Genomic DNA, 17,104 nt, shown 5'->3' with positions numbered 1-17,104 from the left:
AAATGTGATCTCCTCATCAAATTCAATGCCATCATCCAATACAATGCAGGCATTGGAGATGATCGATCCCACCAAGTGGTAGCAGAAGTTGTATAGGTAGTTTTCACGCGGTCTTGCGAAGCTCAGCGCATGTTGAGATTCGATGCCAGCATGGGAAAACTCCTGTCGTGTCGACGCGGCGCTTCCGCAGTCGAATTCGCGATGCTGCTTCCCGTCTTTCTGTCGATCGTTTTCGGCATCGTCGTCTTTGGGTCATATTTTGCAGTCGTTCACGGTGTTCAGCAGCTTGCTGCCGAGGCAGCACGTTCCTCTGTCGCCGGGCTGACCGAGACCGAACGTGGCTCGATCGCATCGACCTATGTCACGTCGAATGCCGCGACTTATCCGCTGATCAATGCGTCAAAGCTAAGCGTCAATGCGGCGACATCGTCGTCGAACGCAAACGTCTTCGTGGTCACGGTCAACTACGACGCGTCGACCATGTTCATCTATTCACTTCCTTTCGTGCCGATGCCTCCATCGCAAGTCTCGCGATCTGCCGCCATTCCCTACGGAGGGTTTTGAGCGATGGAACCGATGCGCGCACTTCTCAAGAGGTTTCGCACCGACCAGCGGGGAAATATTGCCATCATGTCTGCGGGCGGCATGATCCTGGCCGTTTGTTGTGCTGCACTGGGTGTCGATATCGGGACCATCGCTGCGGATCGTCGCAAGACGCAGGCTGCCACGGATCTCGCCGCGATCGTTGCGGCCAGCAACTTAAGCAATGCGACAAACGCAGCAAAGGCGGCGGTCACCAGCAATAACTATCCAGCCAGCGCCCTGGTTGGTGTAGAACTCGGAACTTACACAGCCAATTCCGCCGTCGCTGCGCAAAGCCGCTTTGTCACGCCAGCGACAGGAACAGCCAATGCGGCGCGGGTCAGTCTTCAGACGGCGACGCCGCTCTACTTCAGCCATTTCTTTACCGGCAGCAACAATTTCACGATCAAGACAACGGCGACCGCAACAACGACGGCCATCGCGTCGTTCTCGATCGGTTCGCGATTGGCATCGTTAAATGGCGGCTTGTTGAATAGTGTTCTCGGATCAATGCTGGGCACGACCTTGTCGCTGTCAGTCATGGACTACAATGCGCTTCTTGGCGCGCGCATCGATGCTTTCACCTTCCTCTCGGCGCTGGCGACGCGTGTCGGTCTGACCGGTGTGACTTATGACACGCTGCTGAATTCGAACATCAAGATCGGGGACGTTCTCGCTGCAGCGCTGAGCGCGCAGCAGGCTACCAATGGCAGCGGCACCGCGACCACCGCACTCTCGACGATATCGCAGGCTTCGGCATCTGTGACGACCAAGATTGCGCCTGGCAAGCTGATCGATGCGGGCCCCTACGCGAACCTGATTGTGGGCGTCAAGCCGAAAGACGGTGTGAGCATCTCGCTTTACGATTTGCTACAGGCAACAGCTGGAATCGCTAATGGCACCAACCAGATTGCCACATCCGTCAATTTAGGTCTGCCGGGCATTGCCAGCGCGTCACTGACGGCGACGATTGGCGCACGGCCACAGGGATCCGGCTGGATTGCCGTGGGCACGCAGGGCGTCAGTGTTCATACAGCTCAGACACGTGTGCTGCTATCCATCCAGTTGATCGGAAGTGGTTCGGCGTCATTGGTCAATCTACCGGTCTATGTAGAGGTCGCGTCGGGCACAGCGACGCTGAACAAGGTCAATTGCGGCTATCCCAACGTCAATACATCGAGCGTCACGCTTGGCGTTACGCCGGGCATTGTCGATGCATGGATAGGTAACGTCACTGTAGCCGACCTCAACAATGTTGCGACCAAGCCGAATCCAGGGCCGGCCCCGCTTGTGAATCTCCTGGGCATTCCAATTGTGACTGCAAAGGCCCATGCGGGCATGGGCAACACCACGCCGGTCAGCGTCAATTTCAGCTATTCGGATATCGCGTCGCAGACGAAGAAGACCGTAAACACGACAAACTTCACGTCGTCCCTGACGGGCAGTCTGCTTGGCGACCTCAACATCAGTGTTCTTGGACTGGGTTTGGCGATCCCGGGTCTTGGTGGACTCGTCACCAGCATCATCAGCGGGGCAACCAGTTCAATCGATCAATTGCTGGCGGCAACGTTGGCAAGTCTCGGCGTCGGAATTGGACAGGCCGATGTGTGGGTATCCGGCATTCGCTGTGACGGCGCAGTGTTGGTGAACTGAATCAGTAACGCGTGAACTTCAATGCCAGCTTTAACAGAAGAGGACTGATAAAATGGGATACGAAGCCGCAATGAACCGCCCCAACGTTAACCGCAAGCGCTCGGTTGTCGTCTCGAAGAAACGCACTAGCGTCAGCCTGGAAGACAGTTTCTGGGCCAGCCTGCAAGCGATCGTTCGCATGGAGAATACAACTATCGAGCACTATATCGAGAAGATCGAGCGCAAACGCGAAACACCAAATTTGTCGTCTAACCTGCGTATCGCTGTGCTCGAATATTTCCAGCAGATTGCTGCACGCAGCTTGACGGCCGGTACCGCCGATCAGCCGGCAGCGAGCAGCAATGCCAAGCTGCATGACAATCACAACCAACTGGCTGAAAAGGTCGCGGCCTATTGGGGCCGTGCGGGATCACAGAATCAGCAGCTGGTCGACTAGGCCAGCTGCTCGATTCTTCCAGTTTATTTGATTTAAGGAAACGACGCGCAGTGCCGCGCGACGTCGTTCGTCGACTATTTTACGACAACAGCCGTTTTGGCCACGGAGCGACAGATGTTTAACCGACAGAGCAAGACCGATTTGCAGAATGCATTGGCGCAAGCGACCGCCATCAGTCGCTCCCAGGCCATCATCGAGTTCAATCTCGATGGCACGATCATCAAGGCGAATGAAAATTTTCTCAAGGCACTCGGCTATACGCTCGATGAGATCAAGGGCAAGCACCACGGCATGTTTGTGCAGCCTGCCGTGCGCGAGAGTGTCGCTTATCGGGAGTTCTGGGGTAACCTTAACAGTGGCGAATTTCAGGCAGGGCAGTTCAAGCGGGTCGCCAAAGACGGCAGGGAGATCTGGATCGAGGCTTCCTATAATCCGGTCATGGACAGGAGCGGCAAGCCGTTCAAAATCATCAAATTCGCCACAGATATCACGGCGCAGAAACTCGAAAGCCTTGAGGCCTCTGGAAAAGTGGCCGCGATCAGCCGTGCGCAGGCGGTCATCGAATTCTACCTTGACGGAACTATCATTACCGCAAACGAGAACTTCCTGAGTACGCTTGGTTACGCGCTGTCTGAAATACAGGGGCGGCATCACAGTATGTTCGTGGAAGCCGGTGAACGCGATGGCGCAGCCTACCGGGACTTCTGGGCGCGGCTCGGTCGGGGTGAGTATCAGGCGGCCGAATACAAGCGCGTCGGCAAGGGGGGCAAGGAAATCTGGATTCTTGCGACCTATAATCCCATTCTCAATGATGCTGGCAAACCGTTCAAGGTTGTAAAATTCGCGACCGACGTGACCCAACAAAAGTTGCTTGCCGCTGATAGCAACGGCCAGATGGCGGCTATTCGCAAGTCGCAGGCGGTCATCGAGTTTCGCATGGATGGCACCATCCTGACGGCAAACGAGAATTTCCTTGATACGGTCGGTTACATGATCGACGAAATCCGGGACCGGCATCACAGCATGTTTGTCGATCCGATAGAGCGGTCTGGCGCGGCCTATGTGGAATTCTGGGCGAGCCTCAATCGCGGGACCTATCAGGCCGCGGAATACAGACGCATCGGAAAGGGGGGCGGGAGATCTGGATCCAGGCATCCTACAATCCGATTTTCGATCTCAACGGCAGGCCGTTCAAAGTGGTCAAATACGCTGCCGATATTACGGCGCAGGCCATGGCCCGCCTGAAAGCGGAGCGCGCTCGTTCCTTGATCGAGTCGGTCGCTGCCGGCAGCGAAGAGATGAATGCATCGATCCGCGAAATCTCCGAGACGATGGTGAAGTCCCGGCAGACGGCAGAATCCGCGGTGCAACAGGTGGAGACGGCGGACATCCAGGCGCAGCGGCTTACCTCGGCGGCTCATGCGATGGGTGGCATCGTTGGGCTCATCGGCGACATTACCGGCCAGATCAACCTGCTCGCGCTCAACGCGACCATCGAATCGGCTCGCGCTGGTGAGGCGGGGCGGGGCTTTGCGGTGGTGGCGGCGGAGGTCAAGAATTTGGCCAACCAGGCCAAGCAGGCGACCGACAAGATCAGCAGCGAGATCGAGGCCCTGAACGGTATCTCCGGTGACGTGGTTGGCGCGCTGGTCTCGATCAAGCAGGCGATCGAGCATGTTAACGAGTTCGTGACCTCGACGGCGGCGGCCGTCGAAGAGCAGAGCACTGTGACCAGTGATATGTCGGACAACATGCAGCGCGCGGCGTCTGAACTGGCCTGATACGCTGAATTTGTACGGCTTTGTCGGATCATCCGCGATTGTGCTATCAATTGCGGATGATCCTGCCGTTCAATGCCGCCACCCGAACAATGATCGAGACTCGCCTAGCCGCATTCACGCGGATCGAACAGGGCCAGTACGCTTCGGGGCTGAAGCGTGCGGCGGTGGCCCTCGTGATGGTTGAAGCCGCGACCGAATTGGAGACCTCGCTGTTGCTGACGTTACGCGCGTCCGGTCTGCGCGCTCACAGTAATCAATGGGCACCTCCTGGCGGTCGCTGCGACCCCGGCGAGACGCCCGTGCAGGCGGCAATCCGCGAGTTGCATGAGGAGCTCGGTCTGCAGCTTACGCGGGACGATGTCGTCGGTGTCCTCGACGATTACCCGACCCGCTCCGGCTATCTGATCACGCCTGTTGTCATGTGGGCGCAAGACAGCGTTCAATTGATGCCGAACCCCGATGAGGTCGCCTCGGTTCATCGCATTGCGCTGTCGGAGCTCGCGCGGCCGCAGGCGTTCGATTTCGTTGCCATTCCCGAGAGCGACAGGCGCCTGATCCGCTACAGTCATTTCGGCCACTTTATTCACGCGCCGACCGCGGCGCTGATCTATCAGTTCAGCGAAGTTCTTGCGGGTCGCACCACCCGTGTGGCCGAGCTGGAGCAGCCGGTCTTCGCCTGGAAGTGATTCTGCTCCCCCGGCGCGACGTGTCAGCGCAGGCAGTGTCCGGCTTTGGAAAGACATTGTTCACCAAACTCATCCAACGTTATTTTGAGCGGGGTATGTTTGACCCGCCTGGGACGGGCGCGGGGCGGCGTCCCGCCTCATTCCTCTGCATTGCCGGCTATGCCGGCTGCCATCTCGACAGGTCCCATGTCTCATTTGATTCGCGCCTTTACTGCCACTGTCCCGCTCGCGGTATTTTTGTTCATGCCGGTCGCGTATGCGCTGGATTCCGCCCAATTACCGGCAGGCGTTGCCAATGCGATGGCTCAGGGCGCTTCGCCACAGGCCATTGTCGAATACCGCCGCAAGCTTGCAGAATATCAGGAAGCGCGCGTGGCCTTCGATCAAGAGGCCGGTGCCTATTGGGATGCAATCTCTGAGAAGCGAAAAATCCGCAATGCCAAGCGCCGCGACCGCCAGCAGATCACGCTTAATGACTATGTGCTGGAACAGGCGCCGCTTTATGAAGGACCAAAACGTCCGGTGAATCCGGAGCCTGAGGATAGCGGTCCGCGCGTTCGCAAGGATCTTCCGGTGGTGGCGGATTTCCTCGCGGCGGCGAGGGAGCAATTTCAGTTCGTGCCGCAGCGGCCTGCCAATGAGATGGAGTTCAAGCGCGCTTATGCTCGTGCTGCCCTGCAGGCCGGGCTGACACGCGACATTGCGGTGCGCGTCTATTCCTTCGAAACCGGTGGCAATGGTGGCCATGACATGCAGTCGGGCCTGAACCCGTCACGTCCGGGGTCGCGCGCGATCTCCACCGCTATCGGCTACAATCAGCTGCTCACAGCCAATACGACGACGCTCGTTGCCGAACAGGGGCCTCAGATTTTGAAAGTTCTGACCGAGAAGGCATCGACGCTCTCGGGTCCGCAGCGTAAGGTGATGGATCACAAGATTGCGGTCTTCAAGCGTATGCAGGCGACTGTGCGCACCGTTCCGCAAAACTGGAGCGCGCTCGAGAAGCTGGGCACGACGCCGCAGGGCTGGGCCATGCATGCGCTGGTGCTGGACATGGATATCGGCCCGCAGTTGCAGGTCCACAAACTGCTGACGTCAGTGAATTTTGCCCGCGCCCGCGGGTTTGATCGCCCGCTCAGCGCGGCCGAGCTTGAGATGATGAATCTCACTGGCGATGGCAACGGCTTCGATATGGTGACCATGCCGCTGGCGATGCGCGAGCAGGTGCCGACGGCGAACTTCTTCCAGCGTGGCGGCTATGAGCGCAATCCGGTGGCGATTCGCCACAATACCGTAGCCAAGCTGCTCGCAGTCACCAATGCGCGGATGGACAGCAACAGCAATTTGCCAGGCGCAAAAGAATTGGCCGCGGCTTTCTGAGCCACGGCCAATCTATGCCTCGTGATGTGCGCTCTCGCCGGAGAGCGGCTGGGCCTATGAATTGCCCGGATTGAAATCGTCGCTCGGTGCTTCTGCTGGCGCGCCAGCTACAGCAACGTCGGGGCGAGGACCGTGCGGACGGCGGCGACGACGCGGCGGGAAGCGCTCTCCACCACCACTCTGTTCGAAGCCACCTGGAGCAGCACCCGGCTGAGGCTGCGCACCACCCGTGATGAAAGAAGGCAGACGATCAACACCATCGCCGACCGGCATCATCGGCTGCGGTTGCGGCTGATATTGCGGCTGAGCCTGCGGCTGATTTTGCTGGCGGTGTTCGCGATGATTGTTCTCGCGGGGCTGATAGGGCTGACCACCCTCACGCTGCGGAGGCTGCTCGCGCTGCGCAAAGGGCTGCTGCTGCACTGGCACGAAACCGGGCTCGGCGCCGAAGTTCGAGTAGCTCTCGCTCTCGTCATCGTTGTCCTCAGGCGGCATCTCGTTTTCGGTGCGCGGTTGCGGCTGATTCTGCCGGAACTGCTCCTGCGCGGCGGCGATCAGGCGGAAATAGTGCTCGGCGTGCTGATAGTAGTTCTCGGCAGCAACGGGATCACCAGAGCTGCGTGCATCGCGGGCGAGCTGGACGTATTTCTCTGCGACGTGGGAGGCGGTACCGCGGATCTTGATGTCGGGGCCATTCGATTCGAAGACCCGGGTCATCGGGTTCTGGCCGCGCCGATTGTTATTGTTATTATTATTGTTGTTGCGGTTGTTGTTGTTGTTCCGCATCCGCTTGTTGTTGTTCTGACCGTTTCGCATGTGTCGCCTTCAGTTATCGATCCAGAGTGTCACAGAGCTATGTTTCAAAGAGATGATTGCCGCAGCACATTGCGGGATGCGGACGCGTCAAGCGTCCGAATCGTCGTGCAGACCTTTGCTGCATCGATCTTGCCGTCATTCGCGTTCAACAAAGACGCGTTCCCCAACCGCCCGCTGACCATGCCAGCCGGACCAAATCACTCACCTGCCGAAACAAGGTCAGGCTTCTGTGCGTGAAGTTTAAAGCGCAATATCAGGCTTTCGTTCGCTTTGCGGTCGCGAGCAGCGCAGCTCTCTCAGCCATCGCGCTCAACCAAACCTGCCTGTTGGAACCTTTCACCCGGACGGGCTCTCTAGCGAGAATTCTGGCTTCCTGCCGTAAATCTACGGGGCGAGCCAACCCTGAACCGATGTTGTGACAGGAAGGTAGTCGCTCCCCGGGGATATTCCAAGTGGTTTTTTCTGTCCTAAGAAGGCTTTATCGGGGCTTTTTTTGTCCTGATACCGCCCTGCAAATGCCTCCCAGATCGGCTTTGGCCGGCCTCGGCAGGGTTAACCCGGATACCGCCATCAGACCGGCGACATCGTCGCTTTGGTGGTGGCCCACCTCGACCACCAGCAGGCCGCCGGGCACCAGCAACCGGGCGGCCTCGGGGGCGATGATTCGATAGGCATTTAATCCGTCTCTTCCACCATCCAGGGCGCGGAGTGGGTCGTGGTCGCGCACCTCGATGTCGAGGTCGGCAATGTCGGCCGAGGGAATATAGGGCGGATTGGAGACGATCAGGTCGAAGCCGCCGGTCAGGGCTGAGGCATAGTCGGAGACAACGAAATGGGCGCGCTCGATCAAGCCGAGTTGCGCAGCGTTGGAGCGAGCCGTTCGCAGGGCGTCGAGATTGATATCGGTCGCAATGCCGGTGGCGTTGGTTAACTCTGAAAGCAGCGCCAGCAGGATTGCGCCGGAGCCTGTGCCGAGATCGGCGATCACAAGCGGACGGTCACGCGGACCTGTCGCATCGAGAAGTTCGAGCGCCGCCTCGACGAGGGTTTCGGTATCGGGACGGGGTACCAGCGTGTCGGGGGATAGCTGCAGCGGCAGGCCCCAGAATTCTTTCATGCCTAGGACGCGGGCCACGGGTTCGCCATCGATGCGGCGCTGTGCGAAGCGGGCAAGTTGGGCCGCTTCATTGGACGTCAGGATGCGCTTCGCAGCCGAGATCAACCCGGTCAGATCGAGTTCGAGCGCGGCACCTGTCAGCAAGCGCGCGTCGAGTTCAGCGGAATCGATGCCGTGGGTGCGGAGCAGATTGGTCAATGAGCGTCGCGCGTTCTCGATGCTCTGTCCGGCGAACATGTCGCCGGCGCTCACGCCGTGTCGCCCTGGGCAGCGAGTTGTGCAGCCTGATGCTCTGTCGTCAGCGCATCGACCAGTTCGCCCAACGCTTCGCCGGCAATCACCTGCGGCAGCTTGTAGAGCGTGAGATTGATGCGGTGGTCGGTGACGCGGCCCTGCGGGAAATTGTAGGTGCGGATGCGCTCCGAGCGGTCACCGGAGCCGACCTTCTCCTTGCGCTCGGCCGAGCGGGCGGAATCGATACGCTGCTGTTCGGCGTCATAGATGCGCGAGCGCAGGATGTTCATCGCCGAAGCGCGGTTCTTATGTTGCGAGCGGCTGTCCTGCATCATCACCACGATGCCGGTCGGGATATGCGTGATGCGGATCGCTGATTCGGTCTTGTTGACGTGCTGGCCGCCGGCGCCCTGTGCGCGCATCGTGTCGATGCGCAGGTCGTCCTGCTTGATGTCGATATCCACTTCTTCGACTTCGGGCATGACAGCGACCGTTGCCGCCGACGTGTGAATGCGCCCCTGAGTCTCCGTATCGGGCACGCGCTGCACGCGGTGTACACCGGATTCGAATTTCAACTTGGCGAAAGCACCGCGGCCCTTCACCTCGGCGATGATTTCCTTGTAGCCGCCCATGGTGCCTTCGGACGCCGAAATCACCTCGACCTTCCAGCCGGCCAGTGCCGCGAAGCGCTCATACATCCGGTACAGGTCGCCGGCGAACAGTGAAGCCTCGTCGCCGCCGGTGCCGGCACGGATTTCCAGCACGACGTTGCGCTCGTCCATCGCATCCTTCGGCAGCAGCGCCACGCGGATTTCCTGCGCCAGCGCCTCGATGCGTTCTTCCAGCGCCGGACGCTCGGCCTGCGCCATCTCGCGCATCTCCGCATCGGTCGAAGTGTCGGCGATTATCGCATCGATATCTTTGAGCTCTGCAAGCGCGCCGCGATAGGTCTTCACCGCGTCGATCAACGGATTGAGCTCGGACAGCTCGCGCGTCATCTTCACATAATTCTCGGCGCTGACCTGACCCATCAGTTGTGCCTCGAGCGAGGCGTGATGTGCGAGGAGCACGTCGAGTTTTGTTTCGGGTAGCAGGGACATCGTGGAATCTCGGAGATCGCGGAAAGGGGAAAGCGCGTCGTGCGGGCAAGAGCCTCGCTACAACGACAGCCCTTCGGCTTCGGCGAATTCAGTGAGCTTCTGCCGGATCGAGACGCTGCCCGAGGGAGCGTCGAGCAGTTGTGTCATCAGCGCCTCGGCCTTTTTGGCATCGAGGTCGAGAATCATTGCCTTCACGGGACCGTGTGCGGTGGCCGACAGAGACAGCGAGCGATAGCCCATGCCAATCAGTGCCAGCGCGCCGATCGGCTGCGAGGCCATCTCGCCGCACAGCGAGACGTGACGTTTGGCGGCGTCGCCCTTTTGCACGATCTCACGCAGTACGCGCAGGATCGGCGCCGACAGCGTATCGAAGCGTTCCGACACCTTGGCATTGCCGCGGTCGACAGCGAACAGGAACTGGAACAGGTCGTTGGAGCCGACCGAGACGAAGTCGACCTTCTTCAGGAGTTCGTCGAGCTGATAGACCAGCGCAGGCACCTCGATCATGGTGCCAACATCGATCCGCTCTGGCAGCGCATGACCATGCTGGCGCAAATAAGTCAGCTCGCGTTCGATGATCGCCTTGGCCTGATCGAACTCGGCCACTTCCGAAATCATCGGGAACATGATGCGCAGCGCACGCCCGCCGCCGGCGCGCAGCAATGCGCGGATCTGGCCGCGCAGCAGGCCGGGCCGATCGAGGCCAAGACGGATCGCGCGCCAGCCCAGCGCTGGGTTCTCCTCGACGATGGTCTCCATGTAAGGGAGTGCCTTGTCGCCGCCGATATCAAGGGTGCGGAATGTCACCGGTTTCGGGCCGGCAGCATCGAGCACCGCACGATACAGCGCCAGCTGATCGCTGGAGCGGGGCAGGCTTTCCCCCACCATGAATTGCAGTTCGGTGCGGAACAGGCCGATGCCCGCCGATCCGGTATCGTCGATATGCGGCAGGTCGATGATCAGACCGGCATTGATCAGCAGGTCGACCTTCTGGCCGTCCTTGGTTACGCAGGGAAGGTCGCGCAGCGCTGAGTACTGCGCCTGTCGCCGCGCGCGGAAACGCACGCGTTCGGCATAAGCGGATTCGATCTCGGCCGAGGGCCGAATATAGATCGAGCCCGAGGTGCCATCGACGATGACGGCGTCGCCTGGATCAGCAATGCCCGGCGCATTTGCGACTTCGCCGATCGCGGGAATGCCGAGCGCGCGCGCCACGATCGAGACATGCGAATTAGCCGTACCTTCCTCCAGCACCAGGCCACGCAACTTCTTGCGGTCGTAGTCGAGGAGGGCGGCCGGGCCCATCGCGCGTGCGATCAGGATCGCATTGTCCGGCATCTGCTCGCGCGACGGCGCGTGATCCTGGCCGACCAGCTGCCGCATCAGGCGGTGGCCGAGATCTTCAAGATCGTGCAGGCGGTCGCGCAGATAGGGATCGGTGGAACGCAGCATGCGCGCACGGGTATCCGACTGCACGCGTTCGACGGCGGCTTCCGCAGTGAGGCCGGTGGCGACCGCTTCGTGCAGCTTGTGCGACCAGCCGTGGTCATTGGCGAACATGCGATAGGCTTCGAGCACATCGCGGTGCTCGCCGCCGTCGGCGACGTCGCCGCGTTCCAGCATGCGGTCGAGGTCCGACCGCAGCTTGGTCAGCGCCGTGTCCAGCCGTTTGATTTCCTTCGGCAGGTCTTCGGCGATGTAATTGGTGATGACAACGCGTGGCTCATGCAGCACCACATGGCCGAGCGCGATGCCATCGGAGAGGATGGCACCGGTCTTGTGCAGGGAATGCCGCGCAGCGGGCTCGGCGCCCGGCTGCGCCAGCGCCGAAAGCTCGCCGGAAGCGATCATCTCGGCGAGCACCATCGCCGTTGTCTGCAGCGCCTCGACTTCTTCCTCGACATAAGTGCGCTTGGCGCGGTTCTGCACCACCAGCACGCCGAGCGTATTGCCGGCGCGCAGGATCGGCACGCCGAGGAACGAGTGATAGATTTCTTCGCCGGTCTCCGGGCGGAACGAGAACGCCGGGTGGCTCTGGGCGTCGTTGAGATTCAGCGGTGTGGCTTCGGAGGCGACCAGACCGACCAGGCCCTCATGGGAGCTCAGCACGGTCTGATGGACGGCGTCGCGGTTGAGGCCTTCAGTGGCGTAGAGCTCGAGTGTATTGTCGACGCGCAGCACGTATGTCGAGCAGACTTCCGCCACCATATTGGCGGCGATCAGCACCACGATCTTGTCGAGGCGTTCCTGAGCGCTGACCTGCTCCGCCATCACTTCGCGGAGCCGTCTCAGCAAGACTCGGGGGCCACCCGACGCGCTCCGCATGTGCCGACACCCTCCCCACGAGGCCGACACCTGACAAAAGCCGTGCGCCGACGCTAAGCCTCAGAAAACAATAGAATTTGCACCGCCGCGCAACAAGAGGCGCAGCGACAGAACCGTATCAGATGTCCGAAACGGCGCCCTCAGCCGCAACGGCTGCCCATGCAGGCCGTATAGCGAATTGAGGCTTGTTTTGCCAAGCAAAACACCTGCCAGACAAGAAACACACCGTTCACATCAAAATAACGGATGTTTCAGGAAAAATTTTCTACGCTTTGTCGAGACCATACAGCGTGTGCAGGGTGCGAACCGCCAGTTCCGTATAGGCCGTATCGATCAGGACCGAGAACTTGATTTCGGACGTGGTGATTGCCCGGATATTGATCTGGCGCTCGGAAAGGGCCGCAAAGGCTTGCGCGGCGACGCCGGCATGGCTGCGCATGCCCGATCCGATCACCGAGACCTTGGCGACATCGGTTGCGCTGTCGATGCGGGCATAGCCGATCTTGGCCTTGGCCGCGGTGATGGTCTCTTTGGCGCGGGCATAGTCGGTGGCCGGCACGGTGAAGGTCAGGTCGGTGGTCTTGCCGTCTTCAGAGACGTTCTGGACGATCATGTCCACATTGATGTTGGCTTCGGCCAACGGCACGAAGATCGAGGCAGCGACGCCCGGCTTGTCCTCGATCTGACGGACGGAAATCTGGGCTTCGTCCTTGGAAAAGGCGATTCCGGTAACGACGTGGCTTTCCATGATTTCCTCCTCGCTGCAGATCAGCGTGCCCGGCGGGGTGCCGTGCGGGTCGATGTCTTCGGGTTTGTCGAAACTTGAGCGCACGAAAATCGGCATGTTGTGGGTCATGCCGAGTTCCACGGAGCGGACCTGCAGGACCTTGGCGCCCTGCGACGCCAGTTCCAGCATTTCCTCGAACGCCACCTTGTTCATGCGTTGTGCCTTCGGCACGACGCGCGGATCGGTGGTGTAGACGCCGTCCACGTCGGTATAGATGTCACAGCGGTCGGCCTTGACGGCAGCGGCAATTGCCACAGCCGACGTATCGGACCCACCCCGGCCGAGCGTGGTGACGCGGCCGGTTTCGGGATGGATGCCCTGGAAGCCGGCGATCACGGCCACTTCCTTGCGCTCCTTGAAGCGCTTGATGAGTTTGTCGCCGTCGATCTCGTCGATCCGGGCCGAGGCATGGGCGTCCGACGTCTTGATCGGGATCTGCCAGCCCTGCCAGGAGCGCGCCTGGATGCCGATGGTCTGCAGCGCGATCGCCAGCAGGCCGGCGGTCACAAGCTCACCGGACGCGACGATGGCGTCGTATTCCCGGGCGTCATGCATCGGGGACACTTCGGTGCACCAGGCCACCAGTTCGTTGGTTTTGCCCGACATCGCCGACACCACGACCGCGACCTCATGACCGGCATCGACCTCGCGTTTGACATGCTGCGCGACGTTGCGGATGCGGTCGATGTTGGCGACGGACGTACCGCCGAATTTCATTACGAGCCGGCCCATGACGAGTGGTGCATTCCCTGACGACAGTGGGTAAAGATACCGCGCACTACGCACGCGGGCGAAAACGCGCGTATACATAGCGGCGAGGGTGGGGGCAAGCAACCCGGGCTCCTGGTCCCTTAGAACGCACCGAGACAGGGCATTTTGGACGGTTTATGGGGCGCTATATCGACGATATCCTGCAGCCGGGCGAGAAGGTGCTGTATTCCAGCAACTTGCACTGGGTGGTCTATGTCCCGGCCATCGCGGCCTGGATCGTCTCGGCGGCTTTGCTGGTCCTGACGCGTTACGCGATCAACGAAACCCTTGTTCTGCTCTGCCTGGCATCCTCGGCCGTAGTGGCCTTCGCGGCGCTGTACTGGTCGATGAAGGGCTGGTTCCAGCGCTGGACGACCGAGACGGATGTCACCACGCTGCGGGTCGTGCACAAGGAAGGGTTCATCACGCGCAAGACTTTCGAGATCAGTATCGACAAGGTCGCGAGCGTCAGCGTCAATCAGAGCATTCTGGGACGCATCTTGAATTATGGTGACATCGCCATCGAGAACATGGGTGATGATGAAGAGGTCATCAAGATGATCGCGTCACCACTCGCATTTCGCAGCCACATCACAGCGCGATAGGACAACGGCTCCACAATGGCCATGCAATCCAGCTATTCCGATGCTTCCGCATCCTCCGTCGATGCCAGCGAAGTCGCGAAATTCTCCAAGCTGTCGGAGGAATGGTGGGACCCGCGCGGCAAGATGGCGCCGCTGCACAAGATCAACCCGCTGCGTCTGACCTATATTCGCGACGCCGCCTGCCGCAAGTTCGATCGCAATGTTCGCAGCCTGAATTGCCTGAGCGGATTGCGCATGCTCGATATCGGCTGCGGAGCGGGTTTGCTCTGTGAGCCGTTCACGCGGCTCGGAGCACAGGTGATCGGCATCGATCCCTCCGCCACCAATATCGCCGCCGCCAAATTGCACGCCGACAAAGGGCATCTGTCGATCGATTATCGTTGCACCACCGTCGAGGAGATGGACGTGCGTGAGCGCTTCGATATCGTGCTGGCGATGGAAGTCGTCGAACACGTCGTCGATGTCGGCGCATTCCTCGATCGCTGCGCGCAGATGCTCAAGCCCGGCGGCATGATGGTGGTGTCGACGCTGAACCGTAACTGGAAGAGCTTTGCACTCGGCATCGTCGCCGCCGAATATGTGCTGCGCTGGCTGCCACGTGGCACGCATCAGTGGGACAAGTTCGTCACCCCGGACGAACTCGCGCATCATCTGTCGCGCAACAAGCTGGAAATCACCGAACAATCAGGTGTGGTCTACAACCCGCTCGGTGACCGCTGGACGCTGTCATCCGATATGGACGTGAACTATATGGTGGTCGCGGAAGAGGTCTAGCGTTTCTGTTCCGCCTGCCCCGCTTCGACAGGTCGTCAAACCCCGTTGAGAATAATCACCGTCGGTGCCTTGGGCAGCGCATTGAGTGATATCGTCAGCGTTTGGGCGCTGCGCTGGTCGATTTCGAAATCTTTTCCGATCTTCGTCATGAAGTCGCTGAGCGGTGTCATGAAGCGATGCATGGGTAGCACCACCGAGGCGCGCAGCCGCCTCGTGATCTCGGATACGCCGTCGAGGGACATTGTGTAGCTGCCATCGATCGGCACCATCACGATGTCGAGGCGGCCGATCGCGGCGAAGTGGCTTTCGTCGAGCTTGTGATGCAGATGGCCGAGATGACCGATGCACAGGCCAGCAACCTCGAAGATGAAGATCGAATTGCCGTCTTTCACCATCTCGCCGCCCGCGTCATCGCCATAGTAACGGCGGATGTCTGTCGTGACGTTGCGGATCAGCACGTCGCCGATGCGCTCATGGATTTGCGCCGGCTGTCCACTCCCGCCCCACCCATGCAATACCGTCTTGATGCGCGGGTCGGGGTACAGCGTGTAGTGGGTGCTGTGCGCCCGGTTCATCGTCACCACGTCCGGGATGCGATCGAGCTTGTAGACGCCGTTGTAGTCGGTGGCGATGGTCACGCCGCCGGGTGTGTCGATGTAATAGGTGGAGTGCCCGGCATAGGTGATGGCGACCTCATCGGCCTTCGCCGCAGTCCGTTGCAAACCGACCGGAATTGCGAGTGGTGGCCGTGTGGCCATTGCCAGACACTCACTGCCGCGCGGGGCATTTTGCGCGAGCGCTGGGGTAACAACCCAACTCATTGCCCAACAAGTCAGGGTGCTGAGGACAACAGGCAGAAATCGCAGCATGATCCGGCAGTCTCCGAATGCGCTTTGCTTCAATGTATCGCCAAAAGCGGACGCTGCAATGCTGGTTGTGGCGCCGGAGACTGCCCAAGATCGCGGCGCATCGCACGATGTGGATGCCCGGGTGCCGCGATGGAATAGTCGCCACGCTGCAGGGATTGACACGTTGTCTAAGGTAATGTGGTTGGGTAGATCTTGTGATCACTACCATGAGCATTGCAGTTGTCATCCAATTCAGCCCTGCCCTGGGAATTCGTCGGCCGCGATGATCGTGTTGCGGCGTCGCAATCGGGCTGGGTGTTTGACACGGCGATGCTGCTGCTGACGCGGCCACTCGATGCGGCGATTGCCGGGATACTCCAAGTCATAGGTGTGGACGCCGAAGCAGATCGCGCATGGATGTTCGAATACGACGCCGACCATCTGCGCTTTCGCAACACCCATGAGTGGAGTCGCGGCGGGGTCGGATCCTTTGTGCAGGATCTGCAGCATGTGCCGGTCACCATGATCGGCTGGCTGCATCAACGGTTGGTCCTGGGGCAGGCTGTGATGGTCAATGACATCGAGGCACTGCCACGCAGTGCCGGTGCGTTGCGCGCTGAGTTTATTCGGCAGAACAACAAGAGTGTACTCAGTGTGCCGGTGTTTCATGACGGCAGGCTCGTCGCCTGCATCGGTTTCGATGCCGTCAAGGCGCCGCGTCGGTGGTCGGATGAAATCGCTGATCTGTTTCGTTGTGCCGATCTCATCGCGGCGGCGCGTTATAGCCGGCCGCCGATCGCCTCTGCTGCCGAAGATTCGCACGTCGCATATCCTGCACTGATCTACCTACGTCGCGCGCATGGCATTCTCGGCACGCCATTGACCGAAATCGTCGGCCTGCGCTCGTCAAAAGACTATACCGAGGTGTGGTTGATGGATGGCGCGATGGTGCTCGATCCAAGGCCGCTGACCCAGTGGTTGGGCCTAATCCCGCCGGGCTGGTTCGTTCGTATTCATCGCACGGCCGTCGTCAATCATCAGTTCGTGCGCGAGGTCGTGCGCCGGTCGAGCGGGGCATGGCAACTGCGCTTGCATGATTATGGGGACCATTGGCCGGTATCGCGCGCCGGCCGAGCTGAGTTACGTGCGCATCTTGGCGTTTAAACGACACCAAGCGAGATGAATGCCAGCACGTCGACGACTCACATTTCGCGTGCCGATTGCTATCAA

General features: G+C 60.2%; 14 protein-coding genes and 1 pseudogene. 9 read left to right on the top strand and 6 right to left on the bottom strand.

Annotation, left to right across the window (positions count from 1 at the left end):
- The first annotated feature begins 129 nt into the window (after positions 1-129).
- From RSO67_RS15150 to RSO67_RS15125, 6 genes and pseudogenes are all read left to right on the top strand, one after another.
- Positions 130-564 carry a TadE/TadG family type IV pilus assembly protein gene (locus RSO67_RS15150; RefSeq protein WP_315844100.1) on the top strand — a complete coding sequence of 145 codons (435 nt, stop codon included), beginning with the start codon at positions 130-132 and terminating at the stop codon, positions 562-564.
- A gap of 12 nt (positions 565-576) precedes the next feature.
- Complete coding sequence (locus RSO67_RS15145; RefSeq protein WP_315844099.1) at positions 577-2,235, top strand: TadG family pilus assembly protein; 1,659 nt, start codon at positions 577-579, stop codon at positions 2,233-2,235.
- A 70-nt stretch (positions 2,236-2,305) separates the two neighbouring features.
- On the top strand, positions 2,306-2,671 hold the full coding sequence (locus RSO67_RS15140) for a ribbon-helix-helix domain-containing protein (RefSeq protein WP_315844098.1): 366 nt from the start codon (positions 2,306-2,308) through the stop codon (positions 2,669-2,671).
- Positions 2,672-2,785: 114 nt separating this feature from the next.
- A pseudogene (locus RSO67_RS15135) lies at positions 2,786-4,452 on the top strand (PAS domain-containing protein).
- Between the two features lie 56 nt (positions 4,453-4,508).
- Positions 4,509-5,138 (top strand): CoA pyrophosphatase, encoded by a 630-nt coding sequence (locus tag RSO67_RS15130; RefSeq protein WP_315844263.1) that lies wholly within the window; start codon positions 4,509-4,511, stop codon positions 5,136-5,138.
- A gap of 186 nt (positions 5,139-5,324) precedes the next feature.
- Positions 5,325-6,518, top strand: coding sequence for a hypothetical protein (locus RSO67_RS15125; protein WP_410001861.1), 1,194 nt, complete (start codon positions 5,325-5,327; stop codon positions 6,516-6,518).
- Between the two features lie 54 nt (positions 6,519-6,572).
- Here the strand turns inward: RSO67_RS15125 and RSO67_RS15120 are convergent, their stop codons facing one another.
- The 5 genes from RSO67_RS15120 to RSO67_RS15100 form a co-directional block, all read right to left on the bottom strand.
- Positions 6,573-7,334, bottom strand: a complete 762-nt coding sequence (locus tag RSO67_RS15120) for a DUF4167 domain-containing protein (protein WP_315844097.1) — start codon at positions 7,332-7,334, stop codon at positions 6,573-6,575.
- Positions 7,335-7,812: 478 nt separating this feature from the next.
- Positions 7,813-8,703: a peptide chain release factor N(5)-glutamine methyltransferase gene (gene prmC / locus RSO67_RS15115; RefSeq protein ID WP_410001860.1), complete on the bottom strand. Its 891-nt coding sequence runs from the start codon at positions 8,701-8,703 to the stop codon at positions 7,813-7,815.
- Entirely contained in the window at positions 8,700-9,785 is a 1,086-nt protein-coding gene (gene prfA / locus RSO67_RS15110) for a peptide chain release factor 1 (RefSeq protein ID WP_315844096.1), read from the bottom strand. Before prfA ends, prmC begins: the two co-directional genes overlap by 4 nt.
- A 57-nt stretch (positions 9,786-9,842) precedes the next feature.
- Positions 9,843-12,110 (bottom strand): phosphoenolpyruvate--protein phosphotransferase, encoded by a 2,268-nt coding sequence (ptsP, locus tag RSO67_RS15105; RefSeq protein WP_089267721.1) that lies wholly within the window; start codon positions 12,108-12,110, stop codon positions 9,843-9,845.
- A gap of 265 nt (positions 12,111-12,375) precedes the next feature.
- On the bottom strand, positions 12,376-13,629 hold the full coding sequence (locus RSO67_RS15100; protein WP_315844095.1) for an aspartate kinase: 1,254 nt from the start codon (positions 13,627-13,629) through the stop codon (positions 12,376-12,378).
- A 155-nt stretch (positions 13,630-13,784) separates the two neighbouring features.
- Here RSO67_RS15100 and RSO67_RS15095 point away from each other — a divergent pair, with 155 nt between their 5' ends.
- A complete protein-coding gene (locus tag RSO67_RS15095; protein WP_120287359.1) occupies positions 13,785-14,252 on the top strand; it encodes a PH domain-containing protein in 468 nt (155 codons plus the stop codon).
- A gap of 15 nt (positions 14,253-14,267) precedes the next feature.
- Positions 14,268-15,026: a bifunctional 2-polyprenyl-6-hydroxyphenol methylase/3-demethylubiquinol 3-O-methyltransferase UbiG gene (gene ubiG, locus RSO67_RS15090; protein WP_315844094.1), complete on the top strand. Its 759-nt coding sequence runs from the start codon at positions 14,268-14,270 to the stop codon at positions 15,024-15,026.
- 35 nt (positions 15,027-15,061) lie between these two features.
- On the opposite strand, the gene RSO67_RS15085 is transcribed toward ubiG, so the two are convergent.
- Positions 15,062-15,895: an MBL fold metallo-hydrolase gene (locus tag RSO67_RS15085; RefSeq protein ID WP_315844093.1), complete on the bottom strand. Its 834-nt coding sequence runs from the start codon at positions 15,893-15,895 to the stop codon at positions 15,062-15,064.
- Positions 15,896-16,108: 213 nt separating this feature from the next.
- Here RSO67_RS15085 and RSO67_RS15080 point away from each other — a divergent pair, with 213 nt between their 5' ends.
- Positions 16,109-17,038 carry a GAF domain-containing DNA-binding protein gene (locus tag RSO67_RS15080; protein WP_315844092.1) on the top strand — a complete coding sequence of 310 codons (930 nt, stop codon included), beginning with the start codon at positions 16,109-16,111 and terminating at the stop codon, positions 17,036-17,038.
- The last annotated feature ends 66 nt before the right edge of the window (positions 17,039-17,104 follow it).

The sequence above is a fragment of the Tardiphaga sp. 709 genome (assembly GCF_032401055.1).
Taxonomy (GTDB): domain Bacteria; phylum Pseudomonadota; class Alphaproteobacteria; order Rhizobiales; family Xanthobacteraceae; genus Tardiphaga.
Note: the sequence above shows the minus strand (reverse complement) of the source record. Positions and strands in the feature narration are given on the sequence as shown.

Excerpts from the sequence above, each read along its gene's own strand:
- RSO67_RS15145 (WP_315844099.1), top strand. The coding sequence starts at position 577 with ATGCGCGCACTTCTCAAGAGGTTTCGCACCGACCAGCGGGGAAATATT.
- ptsP (WP_089267721.1), bottom strand. The coding sequence starts at position 12,110 with ATGCGGAGCGCGTCGGGTGGCCCCCGAGTCTTGCTGAGACGGCTCCGC.
- RSO67_RS15130 (WP_315844263.1), top strand. The coding sequence starts at position 4,509 with ATGATCCTGCCGTTCAATGCCGCCACCCGAACAATGATCGAGACTCGC.
- ubiG (WP_315844094.1), top strand. The coding sequence starts at position 14,268 with ATGGCCATGCAATCCAGCTATTCCGATGCTTCCGCATCCTCCGTCGAT.
- RSO67_RS15125 (WP_410001861.1), top strand. The coding sequence starts at position 5,325 with ATGTCTCATTTGATTCGCGCCTTTACTGCCACTGTCCCGCTCGCGGTA.
- RSO67_RS15100 (WP_315844095.1), bottom strand. The coding sequence starts at position 13,629 with ATGGGCCGGCTCGTAATGAAATTCGGCGGTACGTCCGTCGCCAACATC.
- prfA (WP_315844096.1), bottom strand. The coding sequence starts at position 9,785 with ATGTCCCTGCTACCCGAAACAAAACTCGACGTGCTCCTCGCACATCAC.
- RSO67_RS15120 (WP_315844097.1), bottom strand. The coding sequence starts at position 7,334 with ATGCGAAACGGTCAGAACAACAACAAGCGGATGCGGAACAACAACAAC.
- RSO67_RS15140 (WP_315844098.1), top strand. The coding sequence starts at position 2,306 with ATGAACCGCCCCAACGTTAACCGCAAGCGCTCGGTTGTCGTCTCGAAG.
- RSO67_RS15150 (WP_315844100.1), top strand. The coding sequence starts at position 130 with ATGTTGAGATTCGATGCCAGCATGGGAAAACTCCTGTCGTGTCGACGC.
- RSO67_RS15095 (WP_120287359.1), top strand. The coding sequence starts at position 13,785 with ATGGGGCGCTATATCGACGATATCCTGCAGCCGGGCGAGAAGGTGCTG.
- RSO67_RS15085 (WP_315844093.1), bottom strand. The coding sequence starts at position 15,895 with ATGCTGCGATTTCTGCCTGTTGTCCTCAGCACCCTGACTTGTTGGGCA.